This window comes from Sphingomonas sp. Leaf407 (assembly GCF_001425385.1).
Lineage (GTDB): Bacteria > Pseudomonadota > Alphaproteobacteria > Sphingomonadales > Sphingomonadaceae > Sphingomonas.
On record NZ_LMQO01000001.1, the window covers coordinates 713992 to 734631 of the forward strand.

Annotated in this window: 12 protein-coding genes; 5 read left to right on the top strand and 7 right to left on the bottom strand. The window is 68.2% G+C overall.

Annotated features, from left to right (window positions below; all coding sequences use genetic code 11):
* Positions 1 to 128: 128 nt before the first annotated feature.
* The 7 genes from ASG37_RS03335 to ASG37_RS03365 form a co-directional block, all read right to left on the bottom strand.
* Complete coding sequence (locus tag ASG37_RS03335; protein WP_200909691.1) at positions 129 to 1757, bottom strand: Na+/H+ antiporter; 1629 nt, start codon at positions 1755 to 1757, stop codon at positions 129 to 131.
* A 265-nt stretch (positions 1758 to 2022) separates the two neighbouring features.
* Entirely contained in the window at positions 2023 to 2946 is a 924-nt protein-coding gene (locus tag ASG37_RS03340; protein WP_055756033.1) for a metallophosphoesterase family protein, read from the bottom strand.
* 65 nt (positions 2947 to 3011) lie between these two features.
* The gene (locus ASG37_RS03345; protein ID WP_055756035.1) at positions 3012 to 5525 is read right to left on the bottom strand and encodes a TonB-dependent receptor domain-containing protein; all 2514 of its coding nucleotides are present in this window, start codon (positions 5523 to 5525) and stop codon (positions 3012 to 3014) included.
* A gap of 79 nt (positions 5526 to 5604) precedes the next feature.
* Positions 5605 to 6537 (bottom strand): FecR family protein, encoded by a 933-nt coding sequence (locus ASG37_RS03350; RefSeq protein ID WP_055756037.1) that lies wholly within the window; start codon positions 6535 to 6537, stop codon positions 5605 to 5607.
* Entirely contained in the window at positions 6507 to 7079 is a 573-nt protein-coding gene (locus ASG37_RS03355) for an RNA polymerase sigma factor (protein ID WP_055756040.1), read from the bottom strand. The genes ASG37_RS03350 and ASG37_RS03355 overlap by 31 nt, the downstream gene beginning before the upstream one ends.
* Positions 7080 to 7265: 186 nt before the next feature.
* Positions 7266 to 10487 carry a S41 family peptidase gene (locus ASG37_RS03360; RefSeq protein ID WP_156349030.1) on the bottom strand — a complete coding sequence of 1074 codons (3222 nt, stop codon included), beginning with the start codon at positions 10485 to 10487 and terminating at the stop codon, positions 7266 to 7268.
* 73 nt (positions 10488 to 10560) lie between these two features.
* Positions 10561 to 13638 carry a TonB-dependent receptor plug domain-containing protein gene (locus ASG37_RS03365; protein WP_055756043.1) on the bottom strand — a complete coding sequence of 1026 codons (3078 nt, stop codon included), beginning with the start codon at positions 13636 to 13638 and terminating at the stop codon, positions 10561 to 10563.
* Between the two features lie 177 nt (positions 13639 to 13815).
* Between ASG37_RS03365 and ASG37_RS03370 the strand changes: the two genes are divergently transcribed.
* From ASG37_RS03370 to ASG37_RS03390, 5 genes are all read left to right on the top strand, one after another.
* Entirely contained in the window at positions 13816 to 14304 is a 489-nt protein-coding gene (locus ASG37_RS03370; protein ID WP_055756045.1) for an Lrp/AsnC family transcriptional regulator, read from the top strand.
* Between the two features lie 289 nt (positions 14305 to 14593).
* Complete coding sequence (locus ASG37_RS03375) at positions 14594 to 16258, top strand: hypothetical protein (RefSeq protein WP_055756048.1); 1665 nt, start codon at positions 14594 to 14596, stop codon at positions 16256 to 16258.
* A gap of 18 nt (positions 16259 to 16276) precedes the next feature.
* Positions 16277 to 17908 (top strand): GDSL-type esterase/lipase family protein, encoded by a 1632-nt coding sequence (locus ASG37_RS03380; RefSeq protein ID WP_055756050.1) that lies wholly within the window; start codon positions 16277 to 16279, stop codon positions 17906 to 17908.
* 58 nt (positions 17909 to 17966) lie between these two features.
* A complete protein-coding gene (locus ASG37_RS03385; protein WP_055756052.1) occupies positions 17967 to 19466 on the top strand; it encodes a hypothetical protein in 1500 nt (499 codons plus the stop codon).
* 79 nt (positions 19467 to 19545) lie between these two features.
* A complete protein-coding gene (locus ASG37_RS03390; protein WP_055756054.1) occupies positions 19546 to 20622 on the top strand; it encodes a helix-turn-helix transcriptional regulator in 1077 nt (358 codons plus the stop codon).
* Positions 20623 to 20640 lie beyond the last annotated feature (18 nt).

The following is a 20640-nucleotide window of genomic DNA, read 5'->3' on the forward strand; positions in this document are numbered from 1 at the left end:
GGATGGGCTCCCCCGTCCTAACGAAGCAGCGCCGCGAAGGACCCATTCGCGAACGCTTATCAACAGCTTGCCGGCAACGGAGCGCGACACGACCCCGACGCCGGGTCTGGCGTCGGCTCACGCTTCCGTCACCCCCGATACCGGGCCTCGGCAAGATCGAGTTCGCGTACCAGTTTCCGTGCGGTTTCGCTGCCGATGGTGCGGCCACGGATCAGTTCGGTCAGTTGCTCGCGCTCTGCCTTCACCCCGATCAGCCCCAGTTCGGCCGACAGCCGTTCCTGCGTCCGCATCGCATCGGCGGTGCCGCCGGTCAGCCCGTCGATCCGCTCGCGATAGAAGTCCATCACCCGCGCGCCGGCGGCGGCATACAGGTCGGGATCGTCATGTGCTTCGGCCAGCGCGTGCTGCTGCCGCTCGATCGCGCGCACCGCCGCCTTGGCGGTCGCGATGCGGGCGCCGTCCTCCTCGGCCTGACGCGACGGTTCGGCGGGAAGCGTCAGGCCGTTCAGCAGCACTGGCAGCGCGACGGTCGCCAGCAGCAGCGAGACGATGATGACCCCGGCGGCGAGGAAGATCGCCAGGTCGCGCGCGGGAAAGGCGGTGCCGTCGTTCAGCGTGAGCGGCAGGGTCAGCACGCCGGCCAGCGTGATCGCGCCGCGCACCCCGGCGAACGAGGTCGTCGCGACCAGCCGCCAGTCGGGGCTGCGCATCGCTCCCGGCGGTGCTTTGCGCAGGATGGTGAGGCGCAGCGACACCCATACCCAGCAGAACCGCAGCAGCGCGAGGCCGCCGACGATCGCGAGGACATAGACCGCCAGCCACCATGGCGAGGCATGGCCGGTCAGCGCCACCGTTTCGCGCGCGCCGTCGAGGATGGCGGGCAATTGTTCGCCGAGCAGGACGAAGATGATGCCGTTCAGCGCGAACTGGACCATGTCCCACACCGAATTGCGTCGCATCCGCGTGACCGCCATCGCCTGCCGCGAGATTTCGGCATAGGTCATCGTCACGCCCGCCCCGACCGCGGCGAGGATGCCCGAGGCATGAACATGCTCGGCGAGCAGATAGGACCCGAACGGGATCAGCAGGCTGACGAGGATCTGCGACCCGGTATCCTCGCCGTAGCGGCGCGTCACCCACGCCTTGGCGCGCGAAACGGTGAGGGTGAGCGCGACGCCGATCGCAAGGCCCGCGCCCGCGACCCACAGGAAGTTGAACGCGGCCTGCGTCGCCGAAAAACTGCCCGTCAGCGCGGCGGCGATGGCGAAACGCAGGCAGACGAGGCCCGAGGCGTCGTTGAGCAGCGACTCCCCTTCGAGGATGTGCATCATCCGCTTGGGGATCGGCACCCGCGCGGCGATGGCCGATACCGCGATCGGATCGGTCGGCGAAACGACGGCGGCCAGCGCGATCGCGACCGCCAGCGGCATTGCCGGGATCATCCAGTGGATGAAGAACCCCATGCCCACCACGGTCAGCAACACCAGCCCCAGCGCCAGTTCGACGACGGTCGACAGATCCTTGAACAACTCGTCCTTGGGGATGCGCCAGCCGTCGAGGAACAGCAGCGGCGGCAGGAAAAGGAACAGGAACAGTTCGGGGTCGAGCGTCACGCGATGCGCGGTCGACAGCCCGATCACTCCGCCCAGCGCGATCTGCACCAGCGGCGTCGGCATCGACCACGGCAGCATCCGCGCGATCGCGCCGCTGACGACCACCGCCAGCAACAGGAACAGACTGATCGACACGACTTCCAAATAGCTTCTCCCCAGACGTCAGCGGGTTGGTAGAGAAGTGTCGCGGTGTAGGGCAACCCGCAACTGGCCGACGGCACGCTGGTCGAGGTGCTTGCCGGCCGGGCGCCGACCCACCTTTACGATCCAGGCCGGCGTCGGGCAGGGCGATCATGCGTGGCCGATCGCGTACCCGTTCCGCCGGGGCGCCACCCAGTATCCGCATCGACCCGGGAGGAACGTCTGGCGTTCGGACGCCAGAAGACGGGCTCGAATGTTGGCGTCTCGTTCAGATGATCACATCGTGTCGGTCGATCGAACGAAAACCAAAGCCGCGATAGCGCGGGATGACCTGATCGCCATCGACCGCGATGTCCGTGTACCCCTCGTCCGTGCCCAGAAAACTGCCCTGCCACCAGTTGCCGCTGACCGCTCCGCCGGTAATGAACGGGATACCGTTCAGCGTCACCGTCTCGGCGACATGGCTATGCCCCTGGAGCACCGCGATCACATGATAGGGGCGCAGGACGCGCAACACCTCGCGGGCGTTCACCACGTTGGTCCAGTTGTGCGGCGTCCTCGTCCATTCCTCCGGCTCGTAGATCGACAGCGCGGTGACGATCGGGATATGGGTCGCGACGATGATCCGCGTGCCCTTGGGCTGCGCGGCCAGATCCCGCGCCAGCCAGGCGAGCTGTGCCGGATCGATCCGCCCTTCATAGCTGCGATCCGGGGTCAGCCCGATCGAATCGAGCACGACGAAATGCACGCCCTTGTGATCGAAGGCGTAATAGGTCGGGCCGAAGCGTTCGATATAATATTGCTTGCCATAATCGGGCGCGGACGGTGCGATGCCGCTGGTCGGGAACACGCCGAAACAGTCGTGATTGCCCAGCACGTGATGCACCTTCGATCCGATCGCCTGTTCGGTTTCGACATACAGGTCCATCAGCCGGTTCGCCCGCGCGCGATCGACTTCCAGCGCGTCATAGACATGGTCGCCGCCCTGGATGACGAAGTCGTAACGCCCGCGCGCGACCGCACGGAAACATTGGCGGCATCCGTCCGCCGCCTGCAGTTCGGGCTGGATATGGCAATCGGTGACGAAGGCGAAACGGAAGGACGGTTCCGCCCGGCCGCGATCAGCGGCACGCGCGGCGGGCAGCAGGAGCGGCGCGGCGAGCGCCCCGGACAGCAGATGGCGACGGTTCATGGCAAATCCTTCGCAACGACGGGCGGCGCGATCCCGATGATCGCGCCGCCCGCCCCCGCCTTGTTTCAGAAATGGGCGCGGAGGGTGGCGTAGAGCTGACGCGGTGCGGCGACCTGCAACGTCGTATAGGTGCCGCCGGGGTCGCTGTTGCGAAAACCGCTGGTGCCGAGCGAGGCATAATAGCGGCGATCGAACAGGTTCACGACATTGACGAGCAGCTCGGCACCGGGCCGGGCCTTCGTGCCGGTCAGGCGATAGCCTGCCGAAAGGTCGACCGTCGCTGCGCCGGGCACCGGGCGGTCGTTGGTGAAGGTATAATAGCGGCTGCTGCGATAATGGCCGCTTACCTGTCCCCACAACCGGTCGTCGTCATACGCCAGTTCGAGGTTGCCGGTGTTGCGCGGCGAGGCGACGACCTGATTGCCCGCGATCGCCACCGGCGCACGGCCGGGCACCGCGACATCGTCGTCATAGGTCGCGACGTTATAGCCCCAGCTTCCGTACAACGACCAGTCGGGGGCGAACCGCCAGTTGGCGGCGCCCTCTACGCCGCGCGACGTCACGCTGCCGACGTTCTGGAGCACATTCTGGTTGCCGACGATCGTCGCGCTGATCGACGATGCGAGCAGCCGGTTGGCGAAGCGGACATGATAGCCGGTGAGCGACAATTGCAGCGCGGCATCGTGATAGCGATAGCCGCCCTCGATCGTGCTGGTCGTCTCGGGCTTCAGATCGTCGCGGATGAAGTTGAACCCGGCCTGCGTGGTCGAGAACGGGCCGCTCGCGGCGGAGGCGACGAAGCCCGCCATGTTGCGCGTATAGTCGGCGAAGACTTCGTTGTGCGCATCGAGCCGGTAGAGCGCACCGACGGTCGGCAGGAACCAGTTGGTCGCGCGGATCGTGCCGTCGATCGGCTGGCGGCTCGTGATCGTCTCCGCCGTGTTGCTGGTGACGAGCGCCTTCACGCCGGCGTTCAGTTTCAGCGCCTCGCTCGCCTGCCACGTATCGCCCAGATGCACCTGCGTGATCTTCGTCGTGAAGCGATAGTTCCAGCGGGTGAAGAACGGATTTTCGTAGAATTTCTGGAACCGGCGCGGTGCGACGCCCGCCTGCAACCCGTAATAATACGCCTGCTGATGGAAACGGTTGTCCTCGATCCAGATCCCGCCCTCGACATGATGATCGCCAAGGTCGGCGGCAAGGCGGGAGATCAACCCCTTGCGGTTGATGTCGTATTTGACCGCCGATACCGAAACCGGCGACCCGCCGAATGCCGCGGGCGAGGGGTCATAGGGGCTGGCGAAGGTGCCGATACCCTTGTCGAGATGCCAATAGACGGTCGTGCTGCCGCTGATCGCGTCCGACAGGCGATAGGCGAGCTTTTCATACGCCAGCATGTCGCGCCGTACGCCGCCGCCGTTGTAATAGACGTCGTCGGCATTCTTATAGGGTGCGGGTACGGCGGTTCCGTTCTGGAGTGCGCGCGCCAGCGCCTCGGCCAGCGCGAAATTGTCGGTCACGTTGTCGACGTCCCAGCCCAGCCGGTTGACCAGATCGAACGACACGTCCGCATAATCGTCCTCGCGACGATCCTGCAGGTTGAGATAGGTGGTCGAGGTGATCGCGTCGCCGATCGGCTGCACGAACTGGACGTTCAACTGGTCCTGTTTCTGCTTGCCGGACCCCTTCCATTTGCCGGTATTCTGATGCGCAAAGGACAGCGCCACGCGCCCGCCGCCGGGCAGGATGCCGCTGTTCGCCCGGGCGAAGGTGCGCCACGTATCCGCGCTGCCATAGGTCTGGGCGAGGTCGATGCCGAAGCTGTCGGCCGGCGGCAACGACGTGAAATCGATCGTGCCGCCGATGTTGCTGGTGGAGGCGGTGCCCAGCGCGCCGCTGCCCTGCGACAACGTCACCGCACCGTTGTTCTCGGTAATGAGGGCGCGGCCGATCGCCAGGCCGTTGTTGTTGCGATACTGCATGTTGCCCAGCGGGACGCCGTCGAGCGTATAGCCCATCTGGTCGGTGGTGAAGCCGCGGATAGTGATCTGTTGCGCCCATTCATACGCACCCAGCGGGTCGGACGACACGAAATCGACGCCGGGCAGCTTGGCGAGCGTCTGCAACGGCGAGGTGCCGGGCGCTTCCTTGGCGAGTTCGCGCGGCGACAGCGTCTGGCTCTGGCGCGACTGGCCGCGACCAAGCACGATGATCTCCTGCGGTTCCGGCTCGGGCGCGGTCGCTGCACCGATGGTCGTCGGGCGCGGTGCGGCGGCAGGCGCGACCGCGCGGAGCGCGATCATCGTCGCGCTCCGCGTGCGGATTTCAAGCGGCTGCCCGGCCATCAGGTGGCGGAGCGCGGCGTCGCGGGTATAGGAACCGCGCAATGCCTTCACCCTGCGTCCGGCCAGCGCATCATAGGGGAACAGGATCTGCACCCCCGCCTGTTGTGAAAAGCGGTTGAAGGCGACGGTGGCGTCACCTGCCGCGATGTCGAAATGATAGGTCCGCTCCGCAACCTGCGCAGCAGCGGGCACCGCCGCGCACAGCAGCGCGACGCCGTTCAGATACCGAAACATGCAATCCCCCGAACAATGTGTCGTTCGGAATGCAGGACGGGTGGTCGGGGACGAACCGCTATCGCTTCGGCAAATTTATTTACGCAGTGACCAGAATGATCGTGCCGTTGGCGTCGCGACGCGCGGCGATGCCGAAGCTGGCCCGCATCGCTGCCAGGAATTCGCGAACGTCGCCGTTCGAGAACCGTCCGCCAATGCGCAGACCGGCCAGCCCCGGTTCGCCGATCCTGATCTTGTCGCGCAGATAGCGGTTATATTCGGCGAGCGCGGCATCGAGCCGGTCGCCCTCGAGCACGAGTACCCCCTGTCGCCATCCACGCAGCCGATCGATGGCCGCATCATCGCCCGGTTCGATGCGTGCCGTCCCGCCCGCCAGCAACAGCCGTTGGCCGGTACGCGCGGTCCGGCCGTTGCCGGTCCCGCTGCCTTCGAGCACGGTCAGCGTACATGCCGCACCGCCAAGCCGGGCGTTGAACGACCCGCTACCAAGCACGAACCGCCCGGCGGACGTCCGCAATTCGACCGGCGTCGCATCGCTGCGGCAGTCGATCGCCGCCTCGCCCCGGTCGAGCCACAGCATCGGTCGGTCGCCACCGATTCGCCAATACAGGATGCTGTCGGTGTTGAGATCGACCGTCAACTGGTCGTCGATGCGGATCGTCCGGCGTTCGCCGACATCGGTGACGGCACGTTCGCGAGCATAGGCGCTATAGGCGAAGCCGCCGCCCATCGCCGCCACGACGCCGGTGCCGATCGCACCGCGCAGGATGGCGCGCCGCGGATGACGCCGGGGTGGGGGCGGCGGCGGTGCCTGCTGCTGCAACGGTCGCAGCGCGCGCACGCCATCCAGCGCCCGCCAGGTCGCGGCGACCTCGGCAAAGGCGATTGCGTGCCGGACATCGGCATCGCGCCACCCCTCGAACGCCGCACGGTCCGCCGTACCCGCGTCGAGCGCCACCAGCCATGCCGCCGCCGTGTCGGTCAGTTCCGTGCCTTGTGCGTGCTGGTCCATTCCGTCCGGCTATTCTCTTGCGCGCCCGATTCCGTCGAACGCATCGCCGTGGTGAGCAGCGACAATCCCTTGGCGAGATGCTTTTCCACGGTAGAGACGGAGATGGAAAGCCTTTCCGCTATCGTGCCCGGCGAGAGGCCGTCGATTTTGCGCAGCCGGACGACGCGCGCGCATTGCGGCGGCAACGCATCGATCAATTGCAGCAGATGATCGAGATCGGACTTCGCCGATGCGACCGAGAAGGCATCGGGCGCCGGATCGGCCAGCACCAGCGTGTCGATCGACGCCAGGTGATCGATCGACACCACCTGCGCCCGGCGCAGCCGCTCGATTGCGAGGTTCTGGACGATGGTCAGGACGAAGGCGCGGGGATGCTGGATTGCGCGATAATCGGCGACGGCCAGCACGCGGGCATAGGCCTCCTGCACCAGATCGTCCGCCTCGCCCGCACCACAGAACAGCGCGGCCTTGCGAACATAGGCCGGCCCGAACGGCAGCACCTCGGCCATGAACCATCGGTCAATGTCGCGGAGCCAGCTCACACCCGTTACCCTCGAACGTCACGGCCGCTCCTAGTCGACCGATATGACGCGACAGCGACAGCCCGAATCGGTGCTCCCTCACCCCGGCGAACATGGCGTTGTCGAAAGCATGAACCCGGCGACGCCGATCAGGCCGACGCAGGCGGCGCGGCTGTCGGACAGGCTCGACCTACCGCTTGCAGCCTTTCACCTGCTTCCCCTCGCGATCGGCGGCATGGGCTGCCCCGACCCCAGCACTTCGATACCTTTCATCAACTGCGCATCGCCGCTCTCGCCAAGCGGGCGGGTGACGTCGACATCGACCGGACGTGGGTGCATTTCGAGGTCGCGGCCGGCGGTATCGCGGATGCGGGTGTGCGGCACGCGCATGATCGATCCGTCGATGAGCGCCGTCGGGCTGGTATAGATGATCCAGCCCGCCGTGGGCTGGCCGACGACCTTGCCCAGCCCCAGCGTGCGATAGCCCTCGGTGAAATCCTCCGCGTCGGAGAGCGACGATTCGTCGGTCAGCAGCACCGTCGGCAGCCCCAGCGCGCGCTGGCCCAGCGCCTGGCGGCTGGGCACCGGTGGCTGGCCGCGGGTCTGCATGGTCAGGAAGTTGCGCCGCGCGAACACGTCGAGCGCATAGCCGTTGACGAACCCGCCGTCGTTGTGGCGCAGGTCGATCACCACCCCTTGTCGCGCCTGATTGGTGGCGTCGAGGTCGAGATAGAGCTGGGTCAGCGATTCCGCCGACATGTCGGGGATATGGACATAGCCAAATCGCCCGGCCGACAGCCGTTCGGTCATCGCCCGCCGCTCCGCCACCCATGCCCGGTAGCGCAGCCCGGCGGCGACGCTGGCCGAAACCGGGCGGACCACCGTCTGGCGGCGCGTGCCGCCGCGATCGATCGTCACGCTCACCCGGTCGCCGACCCGGTGGTCGAGCAGCGCGTCGAGATTGTCGTGCGGGCCGATCGCCACCCCGTCGATCGCGACGATCCGGTCGCCCGGCGCGATCGCCGCGCTGACCGCCGCCGGGCCGTTGGGCACCAGCGTGGCGACGACCAGCCCGCGTCCCGCCTCGGCAGCGGCGGGATCGAAGGTGACGCCGAGATTGCCGACCCGGTCGACCGGCAGCGCGCCGTCGCCGCGCATCGGGCGGTTGATCCCCATATGCGACGCATTCAGTTCGCCGAACATCAGGTTGATGACCCGGCGCAGTTCGTCGGGCGTCGCCGCCGCCAGCGCATAGGGGCGGAAGCGCGCCCCGATCGCGCGCCAGTCGTGCCCGGTGAAGCCGGGATCGAAGAAGCCGCGATCAAGCGTGCCCCATGCCTGATCGAACACGATGCCACGTTCGGCGGCGAAATCGACGTCCATCTCCGCGCCGATGTCGACCATCTGCGGTTTCGGTTCGGCGAGCGGCGTGGTCATCACCCGCCCGTCCTCCAGCCACGCCAGCAGCTTGCCGTCGCCCGACAGGTCGAAATCGCCCTTGGGCCGGTCGTTGGCGGTGATCTGTTGCGCCGACGGCGGCGTGGCGGCCTGTTCGTCGAGGCTGTAGCGATAGAGATTGTCGCGTTCGCGTTCCTGCGCGCGGAACACCAGCGTCTTGCCGTCGGCGGCGATCACCGGCGCCTCGGCGCTCATCCCCAGCGGCAGCACGCTGGCGCGATCGCGCAGGCCGTCCCACTCGATCCGCACCATCGGGCGGACCGGGGCGGCATCGGCGACGGGTTTCGGCGCGGCGGCCTTGGCGGCATCGGGCGTCGCGTCGGGCGTGTCGTCGAACAGCCCGCGAAACAGATCCTCGCGATAACGCGGCACGCGGGGGATCAGGTCGATGCGGACGATGCGCGACGGTTCGGTCCGCTGCGCGGTGTCGAACAGGATGTAGCGGCCATCGGGCGACCATGCGATCTGCCCCAGCCAGCCATTGGCGAGGAACCCGACCTGTCGCGCCGCGCCACCCGCCGCCGGCACGACATGGACATTCACGAACGACCGCGCGTCACGCACCGGGAAGGCGATCCACGCGCCATCGGGCGACCACACCGGACGCGGCCCGTCCTCGTCCACCGCCAGCGCGCCGGTGAACAGCAGCGTGTCGCTGGCCGCGACCTTGCCCTGCGCCGGGCGATAGACGCGCAATTCGCGGCGGTTGCGGACATAGGCGATGGCACGGCCGTCACCCGACCATGACGGCGCGACGGCGACGCCGGCCCTGGTCAACATGGTTTCGCGCCCGCCGGCGATGTCGCTGAGCGCAAGGCGGCGATCCTGCCCCGCTTCGGTGACGTAGAGCAGACGGCGCGAATCGGGCGACCACGCGACCTCGCGCTCGGCGGCGAGGCTGGTGGTGATGCGCTGCGCCGGGCCGCCGTCCTTCGCCGCGGCGGCGAACACCTCGCCATGCGCGATCAGCGCGACCTTGCGCCCGTCGGGCGACAGCGCCATGCGATCGAAGCGGGCGAAGCGTTGATGGCGGCGCGGTTCGGCGGCGGGGGCACCGCGCAGGCGGATCGGCACCGGAGCCGCAGCGCCGGTCGCGGCATCGAACCGCCATACGCCCATGTCGCGTTCGAACACGATGTCACCGCCTGCTTGCGCACCCGAGGGGAACAGCAGCCGGCCATCGGTGAAGCGGGTCAGTTGCTGCGGCACCGCGCCGGGCGTCAACGCGACCCGCCACAGATTCTCGGTGCCGTCGCGGTCGCTCATATAGGTGATCGCCCCGCCATCGGCCGACCAGATCGGCCATGCGTGCTTGGCCCCGTCGCCCAGCAGCAGGCGATAGGCTCCGGTGCCGTCCGCCTGTTTCAGCCAGATTTCGTTCTCGTCGATATGGCTGTGGCCGTTGCGCCACCATTGCGCATTGGCGATGCCGCGCGCGACCAGCGCGATCCGGCCGCCATCGGGCGCGGGCGCCGCCTGAAACTCGGACAGATAGCGTTCGCCGCTGACCTGCTGCGGCGTGCCGCCCGTGACCGGCACGCGGAAAATATCGCTCTGGCGCGCGACGTCGCCCGCGCTCGATGCGAAATAGAGCCACCGGCCGTCGCCCGACCAGCCGTCCAGCTCCTCGTTCGCCTCGGCATAGGTCAGCCGGGTGATCGCGCCGCTGTCGAGGTTCAGGACATGAATGTTGGTGCTGCCACCCCGGTTGGAGGTGAAGGCGAGGCGGCGGCCATCGGGCGAATAGCGTGGCCGCCCCTCGGTCGCCGGATCGGTCACGAGCAGGCGGGCGATCCCGCCGGCGGCAGGCACTTCCCAGATGTCACCGCCCGATACGAACGCGATCGTCGTGCCGTCGGGCGACAGCGCCGGTTCGGACAGCATCGGTCGCGGTACGGGGGCGGCGGAATCCTGTGCGGCGAGCGGCACGGCGGCGGTGGCCAGCAACAAGGCGGCGAGGCGGGCGATCATGCGGGCAACATCCATGCGAAACGCGAAACTGGCAAGGGGCCGGGCGTGTCGCCACGCCCGGCCCCCTGGCGGATCAGAAGCCCTGCTTCAACCGGACGAAGAACGACCGGCCGGTCAGGTTGTACTGGTTCCCCGCGACCGATCCGATGCGATAGGTGAAGGCATCGGGGCCGATCACCGCCGGTCGCCGGTCGAACAGGTTCGTCACGCCGACCTGAAGGTTGGTGCGTTCCAGCACCTGCGCGCGCAGCGAGGTGTAGGCGGTGACATAGGCCGGCACCGACAGCTTCTCGACCACTTCGGCGAAGTCGTTGGAATTGCCATAGGTGTTGCGGCCCGCATAGCCGCCGTAGAAGCGGAAATGATCGGTGCCGGGAACGAACGCTTCCTCGTCCGTCCAGTAGCGCGTGTCGTCGACCTTCCCGATATAGTTCGCGCCGACGAACCAGCTCAGCTTGCGCCAGCTCAGGTTCGCCTCTGCATAGCCGCTGAGTTCGGGGAAGCCCGACAGGCCGTTGCGCTCCAGTTTCGCGCTCAGCGCGTCGCGCGTGACCGAGGTTTCGAGCGCACGGGTGCCGCGCAGTTCGAAGCCCAGCCGGACCTCGCCGGGCAGCGGCACCGCCAGTTGCAGCGCCACGTCGATGCCGCGTGCGCGCTGTTCGGACAGGTTCAGATAGCGGTTCGACACTTCGGTGATCGCCCGCGTCACCGGATCGCGGGTGATCTGCGAACAGAAGCTTTGCCGCTCGGGGCCGCTCAGCCGGTAGCAACTGCCGATAATGTTCGACACGCCGAAGGTCGTCACTTGGTTGCGGACGCGGATGTCGTAATAATCGACCGCGAGCTGCAAGCCGGCGAACCCGGGCCGCACCACCACGCCGAAGTTGAGGTTGGTCGACGTCTCCGCCTTCAGATTGCCCGCGCCGCCGCCGCTGATCCCGCGGATCGAGGTGATGTTGGCGGGGGTGAAGTCGGCGGCGAAGCCATCGGCGCGGCAATTGGCGGCGACGGTCGCGTTGGCCCCCTCGCCATAGCGCTGGCAGGGGTCGGTATAACCGAAAAACGATGTCTGGTCGGCGAGGTTGAGTTCGTAGATCGTCGGCGCGCGGAACGACGTGCCATAGGAAGCGCGCAGCGCGATCGGCTTCACCACCTCCCACGCGCCCGCCACCCGGTAGGTGCCGTTCGATCCATAGGAGCTGTAATCGGTATAGCGCCCCGATGCGGTCACTTGCAGGCTGCGGATCAGCGGCAGGCCGGCGAGCAGCGGGACGCCCAGTTCGCCGTACACCTCGCGCACCGTGTCCGACCCCGCCGTGCGTCCGGCGGTGGAGAAGGCGAAATAATTCTGGTTGCGGGCGTTGTAGCCCGGCGTGTCGTCGAGATCGTCGGTCCTGACCGTGCCGCCGACCGCGAGCGCCACGTCGCCGGCGGGCAGCGTGAACAGCGTGCCCGACAGGCTCGCCTCCAGCGCGAACTGGTCGTAGCGGGTATGGCCTTCCTCATAGCCTTCGAGGAAACCGCGTTCGGCATCGCTCCAGTTCTGGTCGACGAGGAACCGCTTGGTCAGCCACGGGATCGATACGCACGGCGTTGGGCCGGAAATAGTGATCCGGCGCGCGTCGCAGGCGGTGCCCGGCGCGGTCGCCGCGTTCAGCCGGTCCTGATAATAGAAGGTCTGGCCATAGGTGCCGCGCGACAGGCCGACCCGGGCATTGGCGTCGTAGCGCCACCCCTTGAGCGCGCCGCCGGTGAAGGTGCCGCGCAAGCCGAAGCTGGCCTGGGCGAAATCGACGCTCTGTTCGGCGCGGAACGGGTGCACGACCTGCGGCCCGACGACGCCGGGCGAATTGCCGCCGCTGGCGGCGATCAGCGCCGATCCGACGGTGTTGTTGGGATTGGTCGCCGCCAGCAGCGGATAGAGGAAATACCAGCTATTGGACGTCGATTCGCGATGCGAATACAGGCCGGTCAGATAGAATTCGCTGTGCCCCGCAACGTCGAACCCGGCCGAGAAGAACGCATTGAGCCGGCTGTACGGCGAGATCGAATCCGCTTCCTCGAACGCGCGGCTGGTATTGGGCGAATAGGCGAAGGTGTCGGGGAAGCCGGCGCGGTTGGTGCGTACCCAGTCGCGCAGCGGCGCGGTCGCGGGATTGGCGAGCGATTGCAGGTTCAGCGCGGCGGCGGGGTAGGGGCCGTTGGCCCGGCCCGGATCGAGCGTGAAGCTGCCGCCATACCAATAGGGATCGAAGAAGATGCCGGTCGGATTATGGTTGTAGCAGCGGAAGTTGCCCGACCGGTCGCGGGCATCGACCCGCTCGCCGCTGGTCGAGGAATAGACGAAGTCCTGCGCGCAGGCGGTTTCCGCCCGGTCCTTCAGGTTCAGTTCGTATTGCCGGTCATATTCGACCGCCAGCGACGCATAGAAATTCTCGTAATTGCGGCCCCAATAGGCGTTGGCGTTCAGATACTCGCCGCCGCCCGCCTGCGACACGCGCCCGAAGCCGCCGATCTCCAGCCCGTTGCCGCCCTTGCGGGTGATCGCGTTGACGACGCCCGCGATCGCGTCCGATCCATAGACCGACGATGCGCCGGTGGTCAGCACCTCGACCCGGTCGAGCGCGATCGCCGGAATGACATTGTAATCGACCGGCGCGACCTGGCTGCCGGTGCCCGACGGCGCGATGCGCTGTCCGTTCAGCAGGGTCAGGGTGCGGATTGCCGACAGGTTGCGCAGCGATATGGTGCTGACGTTCGCGCCGCCGCTGACGACCATGCCGCCCGCCCCGGTCGCCGCCATCTGGTTGTTGACCTGTTGCGTGCCCAGCGCCGCCGTCGATCGCGCGACCATTTCCGCGGCGGTGGCCAGGCCGGCATTGGCTGCCGTATCGGCCCGGATCACCTGCACCGGCGCGGTCAGCGAAAATTCGGAAGGCAGCCGCGAACCGGTGACGACGATGGCGTCGTCGTCGGCGTCCGGCACGACCGGATCGGTCGCGGGCAGCGGGGCCGCGTCGGGATCGGTCGATACGGGATCGGGCGCGGCGCTTTGCGCGCCGCGCTTCGGCGTGGTCTGCGCGGATGCGGCGGTGCCGCAAATCAGCGCGATGGAAAGAACGAGCGACGATACTCCGGTATGATAGCGCATGATGTAGCCCCCAGCTTCATGACTGCTTTCACCCCTGCGTGATGCCGTTGTGGCGGTGCGGAATCTCTTTCGGATTCCATTGTGCGCTTGCTAACACCAAACCGGATGGGGGTTCTCACCAATCTTTCCCCGGAAATCATGTATCGATGCACGATATTGCAGCGAAAGGATGATCGGATGACGAAAACCGACGCGGTTGATCTCGATCGAATCGATTATCGCATCCTGCGCGTGCTTTCGTCGCAGGGGCGGTCGAGCGATGTCGCGATCGGCGAGGAAGCCGGGCTGTCGAGCAACGCCGTCGCGCGCCGCCGCCGGCAGATGGAGGAAAGCGGCGTGATCGCCGGCTATTCGGCCGACATCAATCTGCGACGCATCGGGTATGGCCTGCTGATCCTCGTCCAGATCGAACTCGCCTCGCAATCCGACCGGGCGATCGGGGAGTTCGAGCAGGCGATCCAGCGCTGCACGGCGGTGTCGAAATGCTGGTTCGTTTCAGGCGACGTCGATTTTCTGGCGCTGGTGCATGTCACCTCGCTGGAGGACTATGACGAAACCTATCGTCAGGAACTATCGATCCTGCCGAATGTCGCGAAGATCCGCAGCTCGTTCGTCCTGCGGCGGGTGCTGGACCGGGCCACGCCACCGTCCGCGATCAAATATTGATCCGCCGTCGCGCAACGCGCGCATCGCGGGGACACGGGTTTCCGGCAGGCGTCGGCGCTCGGCTGGCGTAGATCCTCGACCGAGTTCCCGCCACATTCTCCAGACCCGGTCCCGGCGGATCGTCGTTACGACGACCCGGCCGGACGTTGACGGCACCGCGCAGGTCGTTCCGGGACACCGCCTCACCCGGTGGTTTCCACCGATTACCACTGTTTGCCACCCCTTGCCCGGTTCCTTGCCCTCCGCCTGATCCGCCATCCTTGCCGCACAGCAGACAGGGGGCAGGCGAATGCGGGGCGACATCGGTGCGGCACGACGATCGGGGGCGGTGGCGGCGGGCATAACCCTGCTGGCGCTCGCCTCGCCACTGGCGGCGAAGCCCCGGATCGATCCGGCGGGCCTGACCCCCGCCGTCCTGCGCGGCGACGGCGTGGCGGCGCTCCGGGCGGGCGATCCGGCGGGGGCGATCCCGATGCTGTCGGAACTCGCCTCGCGCCAGCCGCGCGACGCGACCGCGCAGACGCTGCTGGCGCTCGCCTATCACCAGTCGGCGCAGGTGCGCGGCGACACCCCTGATCTGGCGCTGGCCGGCTATGAGATCGCGGCCCGTGCCGATCCGGGGGAGATGTGGCCGGCCGCCCTCGCGGGCCGGGCGACGTTCGATCAGGGTCGCTATGGCGAGGCGAGCGAGCATTTCGCCCGCGCCGCCGCGCTCCGTCCGGGTGACGCGCGGCTGCTCGGCGCGCTGGCGGCATCGGCCTATATGGCGGGCGATCCGGCGCTGGCGATGCTGGCGGCGACCCGCGCGACGACGATCGACGGCGAACGCGATGCGGGGCTGCTGCGCCTCGCCGCGCTGGCAGCAGCAGCAGCGGGCGATCCCGCCGCCGCCCGCGCCCGCCTCGCCCGGCTACAGGTGGTCGCCCCCGATCTCGCCGCCCCCACCGGCGCGCGCGTGGCGCAGATCGAACGCACCGCCGCGCTCGACGCCGCGCCCGATCCGGCACCGGTGGTCGAGGACGGCGTGCCCGGCCAGGTCTCGGTCGACGTCGCGATCATCCTGTCGCAGAACACCCGACGCGAGCGGACGGGGATGAACCTGCTCGACGGGCTGAGCCTGCAATATGGCCTGACCCGCACCGGCACCCGCACCACCCGCGACGACGGCGCGGGCGGCGGCACCAACGAATATCAGCGCGTGCTGACCAGCGCGATCGGCGTGCCGCAGCTCAACTACAACCTCAACCTGTTCAGCCGGGGCGGGCAATTCTACTCGGTCGTCGCCCGCCCGCAACTGACCGCCTATCGCGGCGAGGCCAGCGAGTTCTTCGTCGGCCGTACGATCAAGGTCGCGGTCAACGGCATCCAGTCGGGCTCGCTCGAACAGATCGACATCGGCGTCGCGCTGAAAGTCACCCCGGTCGAGATCACCGCCACCGGCACCCGCGTCAAGGTGGAGGCGGAGCGCAGCTTTGTCACCGCCGACCCGGCGGGCTCGTTCAGCGAGGCGCTGACCACCTTCCGGCAGAAAGTGCTGGCCACCGCCGAGATCCGCTTCGGCGAGACGCTGCTGCTCTCGGGCCTCAACGAAACCGTCGACGACGCGACCTTTTCCAAGACCCCGATCCTCGGCGACCTGCCGGTGGTCGGCAACCTGTTCCACGAGCGTGCCCGCACCCAGCGGCGCGACGCGGTGATCGTGCTCGTCACCCCCGCCCGTGCGACCGGCATCGCCGCGCGCCCGTTCGCGCGCGGCGACCATGCCGCGCGGCTGACCCGGCTGTGGACGCAGGTGGTCGACCCGGCGAGCAACGCCGCCGCCACCGCCGCCCGGCTGGAGCGCACACGCTTCTTTACCCGCATGACCCGCGGCGACGTGACCATGCCCTTTCCCGACGCGGTGCAGGCGGCGGGCGAGATGCTGTCCGACCTCCTGCTCCCCTCGCATCGCTGACCCGAAAGGATTTCCGACATGTCCAGGACCCTGTCCCGCGCGCTCGCGCTGCTCCTCGCCGCCACCGCGCTGCCGGCACTGGCGCAGGACGCGCCGCCGCAGTTCGTCGCCTATGACGACGTGCCGTTCGGCCCCGGCGACCGCGCGCTGCCGCTGGCGGTGAAGCTCGATCCCGGCGACACCTCGGCCAATATCGCGATCTGGGTCGTCTATGGCGACGATGCGGCCGAGGTGCGGGCGGCGACGCTGACCGGCCAGCAGCCGCGCGGCCGCGTCGCGATCACCGCGACCTCGGCCGAGGGGGTGGCGCGAGCGCGCTTCGTGTTTCCCCACTCCGACAACACGACGCCCAACGCGCAGGACGTCCGCGCGCGCAAGCTGTCGTCGGGCGACCGCGTCTTCTACAAGGTGGTGAAGGCGCGTGGGGCCGCCCTCGTCGAATCCCCGGTCGTCGCCTTCGTCATGCCCGACAAGCTGACCATCGCCAATCTGGGCGATTCCTATGCCAGCGGCGAGGGCGCGCCGTATCGCACCGGGGCGAAATGGGACAATGAACTGTGCCATCGCAGCGGCAATTCGGGGCAGGCGCGCGCCGTCGCCACGATCATCGACGAAAATCCAGAAACGGCCATCGCGTTCAAGAACGTCGCCTGTTCGGGCGCGCAGATCACCGAGGGGCTGTTGCTGTCGCAACTCCGGCCGAGCTGGATCTGGGAAGAGGTCCAGACGAATCTGCAGACGCCGGTCCGGCCGCAATTGGCGGTGGTCCGCGACTGGCTGGCCGACAATGGCTATGCCGAACTGAACATCGCGATGGTGTCGGGCGGCGGCAACGACGTCGATTTCGGCGATTTCGTCCGGGATTACCTCGTCCTGCCGGGCGTCATGGGGCCGGACGACGAAGCCGGCGCCAATTTGCGTCGCCGCATCGCGCAGGACGTGCCGCAGCTTTATGCCAGTCTGCGCCAGGCGTTCGACGCGAACTTCACCTACGACCGGGTGCTGGTGTCCGAATATGCCGATCCGATGCGCGGGGCGGACGGCACCTATTGCGATCTGCCGCCATTCAGCCCGCGATCGGAATTCGCGGCACTCGACGCGGCGTTCCTGCGCCCGCTCAACGCCGCGATCCGCGGCGCGGTCGGCGACGGGGCGAAATGGTCGGTGGTGGCGACGGCGGATCGCGCGCGCGGCCACGGGCTGTGCAACGATCGCGAACCCTATTTCAACAACCACCTGGTCGCGTCGTTCGCGATGCAGGGCGATGCCTATGGCATCGTCCATCCCACCCGCACCGGCCATGTCAGCACCTACCGGCCGGCCTATGAGATCGCGCTGCGCGACGCGGTGCGCGACATCCGCCGCAAATGGGCGATACTCGCCGCGAAGCGCAGCGCGAGGGAAAAGGCACAGGCCGCCGCCATGGCCCGCGCCATCGCCGCGCGCACCGCCATCCGTCCCGGTGCCGCCGGCGGCGTGCTGCGCGTCTCGGTGCCCGCCGGGCTGGTCAACCGTCCGCCGTTGACCGCGCCGGCCGGCGACCGCGCGGCGATCACCGATCTGCTCGCCCGTGCCCGCGCCGAGGCGACGGGCAAGGCAGTCCCGGGCGATGCCATTCCCGACAACCGCATCGCGGACGGGCGCGAATGATCCGTCGCGCGCGCCCCGTCCATCCCGTCCTTCCCGTTCGAACCCCGGAGTATCCGTCATGACCACCCCTGCCTCGACGTCTGTCCTGTCCCGCCGCCACCTGCTGGCCGGCACCACCGCCGTTGGCGGGTTGTTCGGCATCGGCGCACCGATCGCCGCGCAGCCACGCTTCACCAAGGCACCGGTCAAGCTGCCCGCGCTGTTCACCGCCATCCCCGACGGGATCAAGGGACCATGGGGGCTGGTGCGCGCCACGGTGATCGACGGCGAACTCTGCCCGTTCCTGATCCGCTCGGCCGATGGCAACGGCCTGTTCGATTTCGGTGGGCGGATGGCGACGATCCGCCTCGGCGACGAGGCCACCGGCCTGACGCTGACCGCTGAGGGGTTCGCGGTCGGCAAGGACAAGCCGCGCCCGCTGAAAGGCAATGTCGCCGCGCTGGTCAAGCTGATCCGCGGCAACAAGGGCTGGACGCGCAGCGCGATGCAGCTCCGCTCAGCCTATGCCACCGCCTTCCCGGTGCTGGCCGCGCAGAAGAAACAGCCGGTCGGCAAACGGCAGATGGCGACGATCGGGCAGGTCTGGGACGATCTGGGCAGCGCCGCCAACTGCACGACCACCACGATCACCGAATCGGTCGAACGCCGGGTGCGCGAAACGGTCGACGTCTGGATGTCGGCGCAGGAACGCTATGCGAAGTGTTTCGACGAGACGGTGCGCGACAGGGACGGGGCCTGCGGATGGTTCGGCGCCGGCGATCCCTCGTTCCAGCCCGCGCGGGTCTGTGCCGCGACCTATTGCGTGGGCAAGGGGTTCGTCGACATCGTGGTCGGCACGATCACCGTCTGGTCGACCATCGTCGATGAAGTCACGCGCGAAGTGACCGAATGCACCGCCCCGCTGCGCGGCTATCTGCCCGACCGGTTCGACCTGCCCACCCTGCCGATCCCGGAGCTGAAGGAACCCGATTTCATCCGCCAGATCCGCGAAGGCATCATGCAGTCGCAGGACGTGCTGCGCGCGGTACAGTTGCTGCGGCGGCACCTCGACGGCGTGCTGTCCGAACTGGGGCCGTTCCGCTGCTTCATCGAAGGCGAATGGAGCATCGCCGCGCTGCCATTGGTCGCGGGCTTCGGCATCCCCTTCGGCGTCAACATCTGCATCGATGCCGCCTGCGCCCGTTCGCTGACGCTCGACCGGGTCGGGGCGGACACCGCCGACGCGCTCGGCACCGCGCTGTCGCTGCTGGCGACGTTCCATTCGGGGGTCGCCACCGCGCTCAACATCGCGCCGATCGCCGAACTGGCGACGGCGGTGTCGGGCCTCGGGCCGATGGCGGTCGCGGCGGGGGCGGCGATCGCCTCGCTGCTGATCGCGGCCATCTATCATGCGGTGGTGATCTCGGCGCAACTGACGCTCGCGCTGCGCTTCAGCGACGTCGCCGCCGATGGCAAGGTGTGCTTCCACCATCCGACGCTGGCCGCCGCGCTGCTGGCGGCAGTGACGGTCGGGTCCTTGTCGCCGGTGCTGCTCACCCCGCCGCTCCTCGTCGACTGACCGGCGCGGCCGGCCCGCCGCGCGACCCTCTGGGCGTGGCGGGCCGGCGCGGATAGGGTGGCGGGCAAAGGGAGCGCCGATGCGGATCGAGGATATATATGCAGCGGCGTTCGGGCGCGAACATCTCGCCACCCTGCTCGAACAACTGGTGCGGTCGTTCGATGCCCAGTCGGGGTTCCTCGCCTGTACCGTGCCCGACGGTGCGGCGTTCCAGGCGCAGTTCGGCAACGACCCCGCGTGGCTCGACCTGTATGCCACCCGCTATCACCAGCACGACATCCTGTTCCCCCGGTTGATGCAGGCGGCCGAGGGACAGTGCGTCACCGCGCACGCGATGCTGGCCGAACCGGCGGTGCGCGCCAGCGTCTTCTACCGCGACTATCTGGCGCCGATGGGCGTGGTCGACAATCTGGCGGTCAACCTGTTCAAACAGCCGGGGCTGAGCGCGCATCTGGCGCTCATCCGGCGCGGTGCCGTGGCACCCTTCGCCGATACCGATCGCGACCGGTTGCAGGCGCTGGTCCCGCATTTACGCCGCGCGGTCTATGTCGGGTCGCACCTGTCGCGCGCGATCGATCAGATGGCGGCGCTGCGCACGCTGGTCGCGGCACGCGGCGATGCGGTGCTGATGCTCGATGCCCAGCACCGCGTGATCGACCATGATCCCGCCGCCGCCGACCTGCTGGCGCTGCGCCACGGCGAACCGGTGCGCCTGCCCGCGCTGGCCCGCGCGATCGACCTCGCCCGGACCGTGGGACAGCCGGTCGCGGTCGAACTGGCGGACGGTGTCGCCACCCCGCTGCCCGTGCTGGTGCAGGTGCTGCCGGTCATCCGCGACCGGTTCGCCGATCTGGGCGACACCGGCGGCATCGCCTGTATCGTCCACCTTACCCGGCTCGACCGTCCCTCGACCATCGCGATCGGCGCGATCGCCGCCTTCTACCGCCTGACCCCGACCGAGGCGCGCGTGCTGGACGATGTCGTCACCCATGCCGACCTGATCGGTATCGGGTCCCGGCTCGGCATGGCGCGGGCGACCGCGCGAACCCATCTCCACCGCATCTATGAAAAGACCGCGACCGGCGGACAGGCCGCGCTGATCGCACTGGCGCATCGCTTCGTCACCATTTCCGGCGGTGACGCCCTAAACAGATGATGGACGCACGCCGCCGCC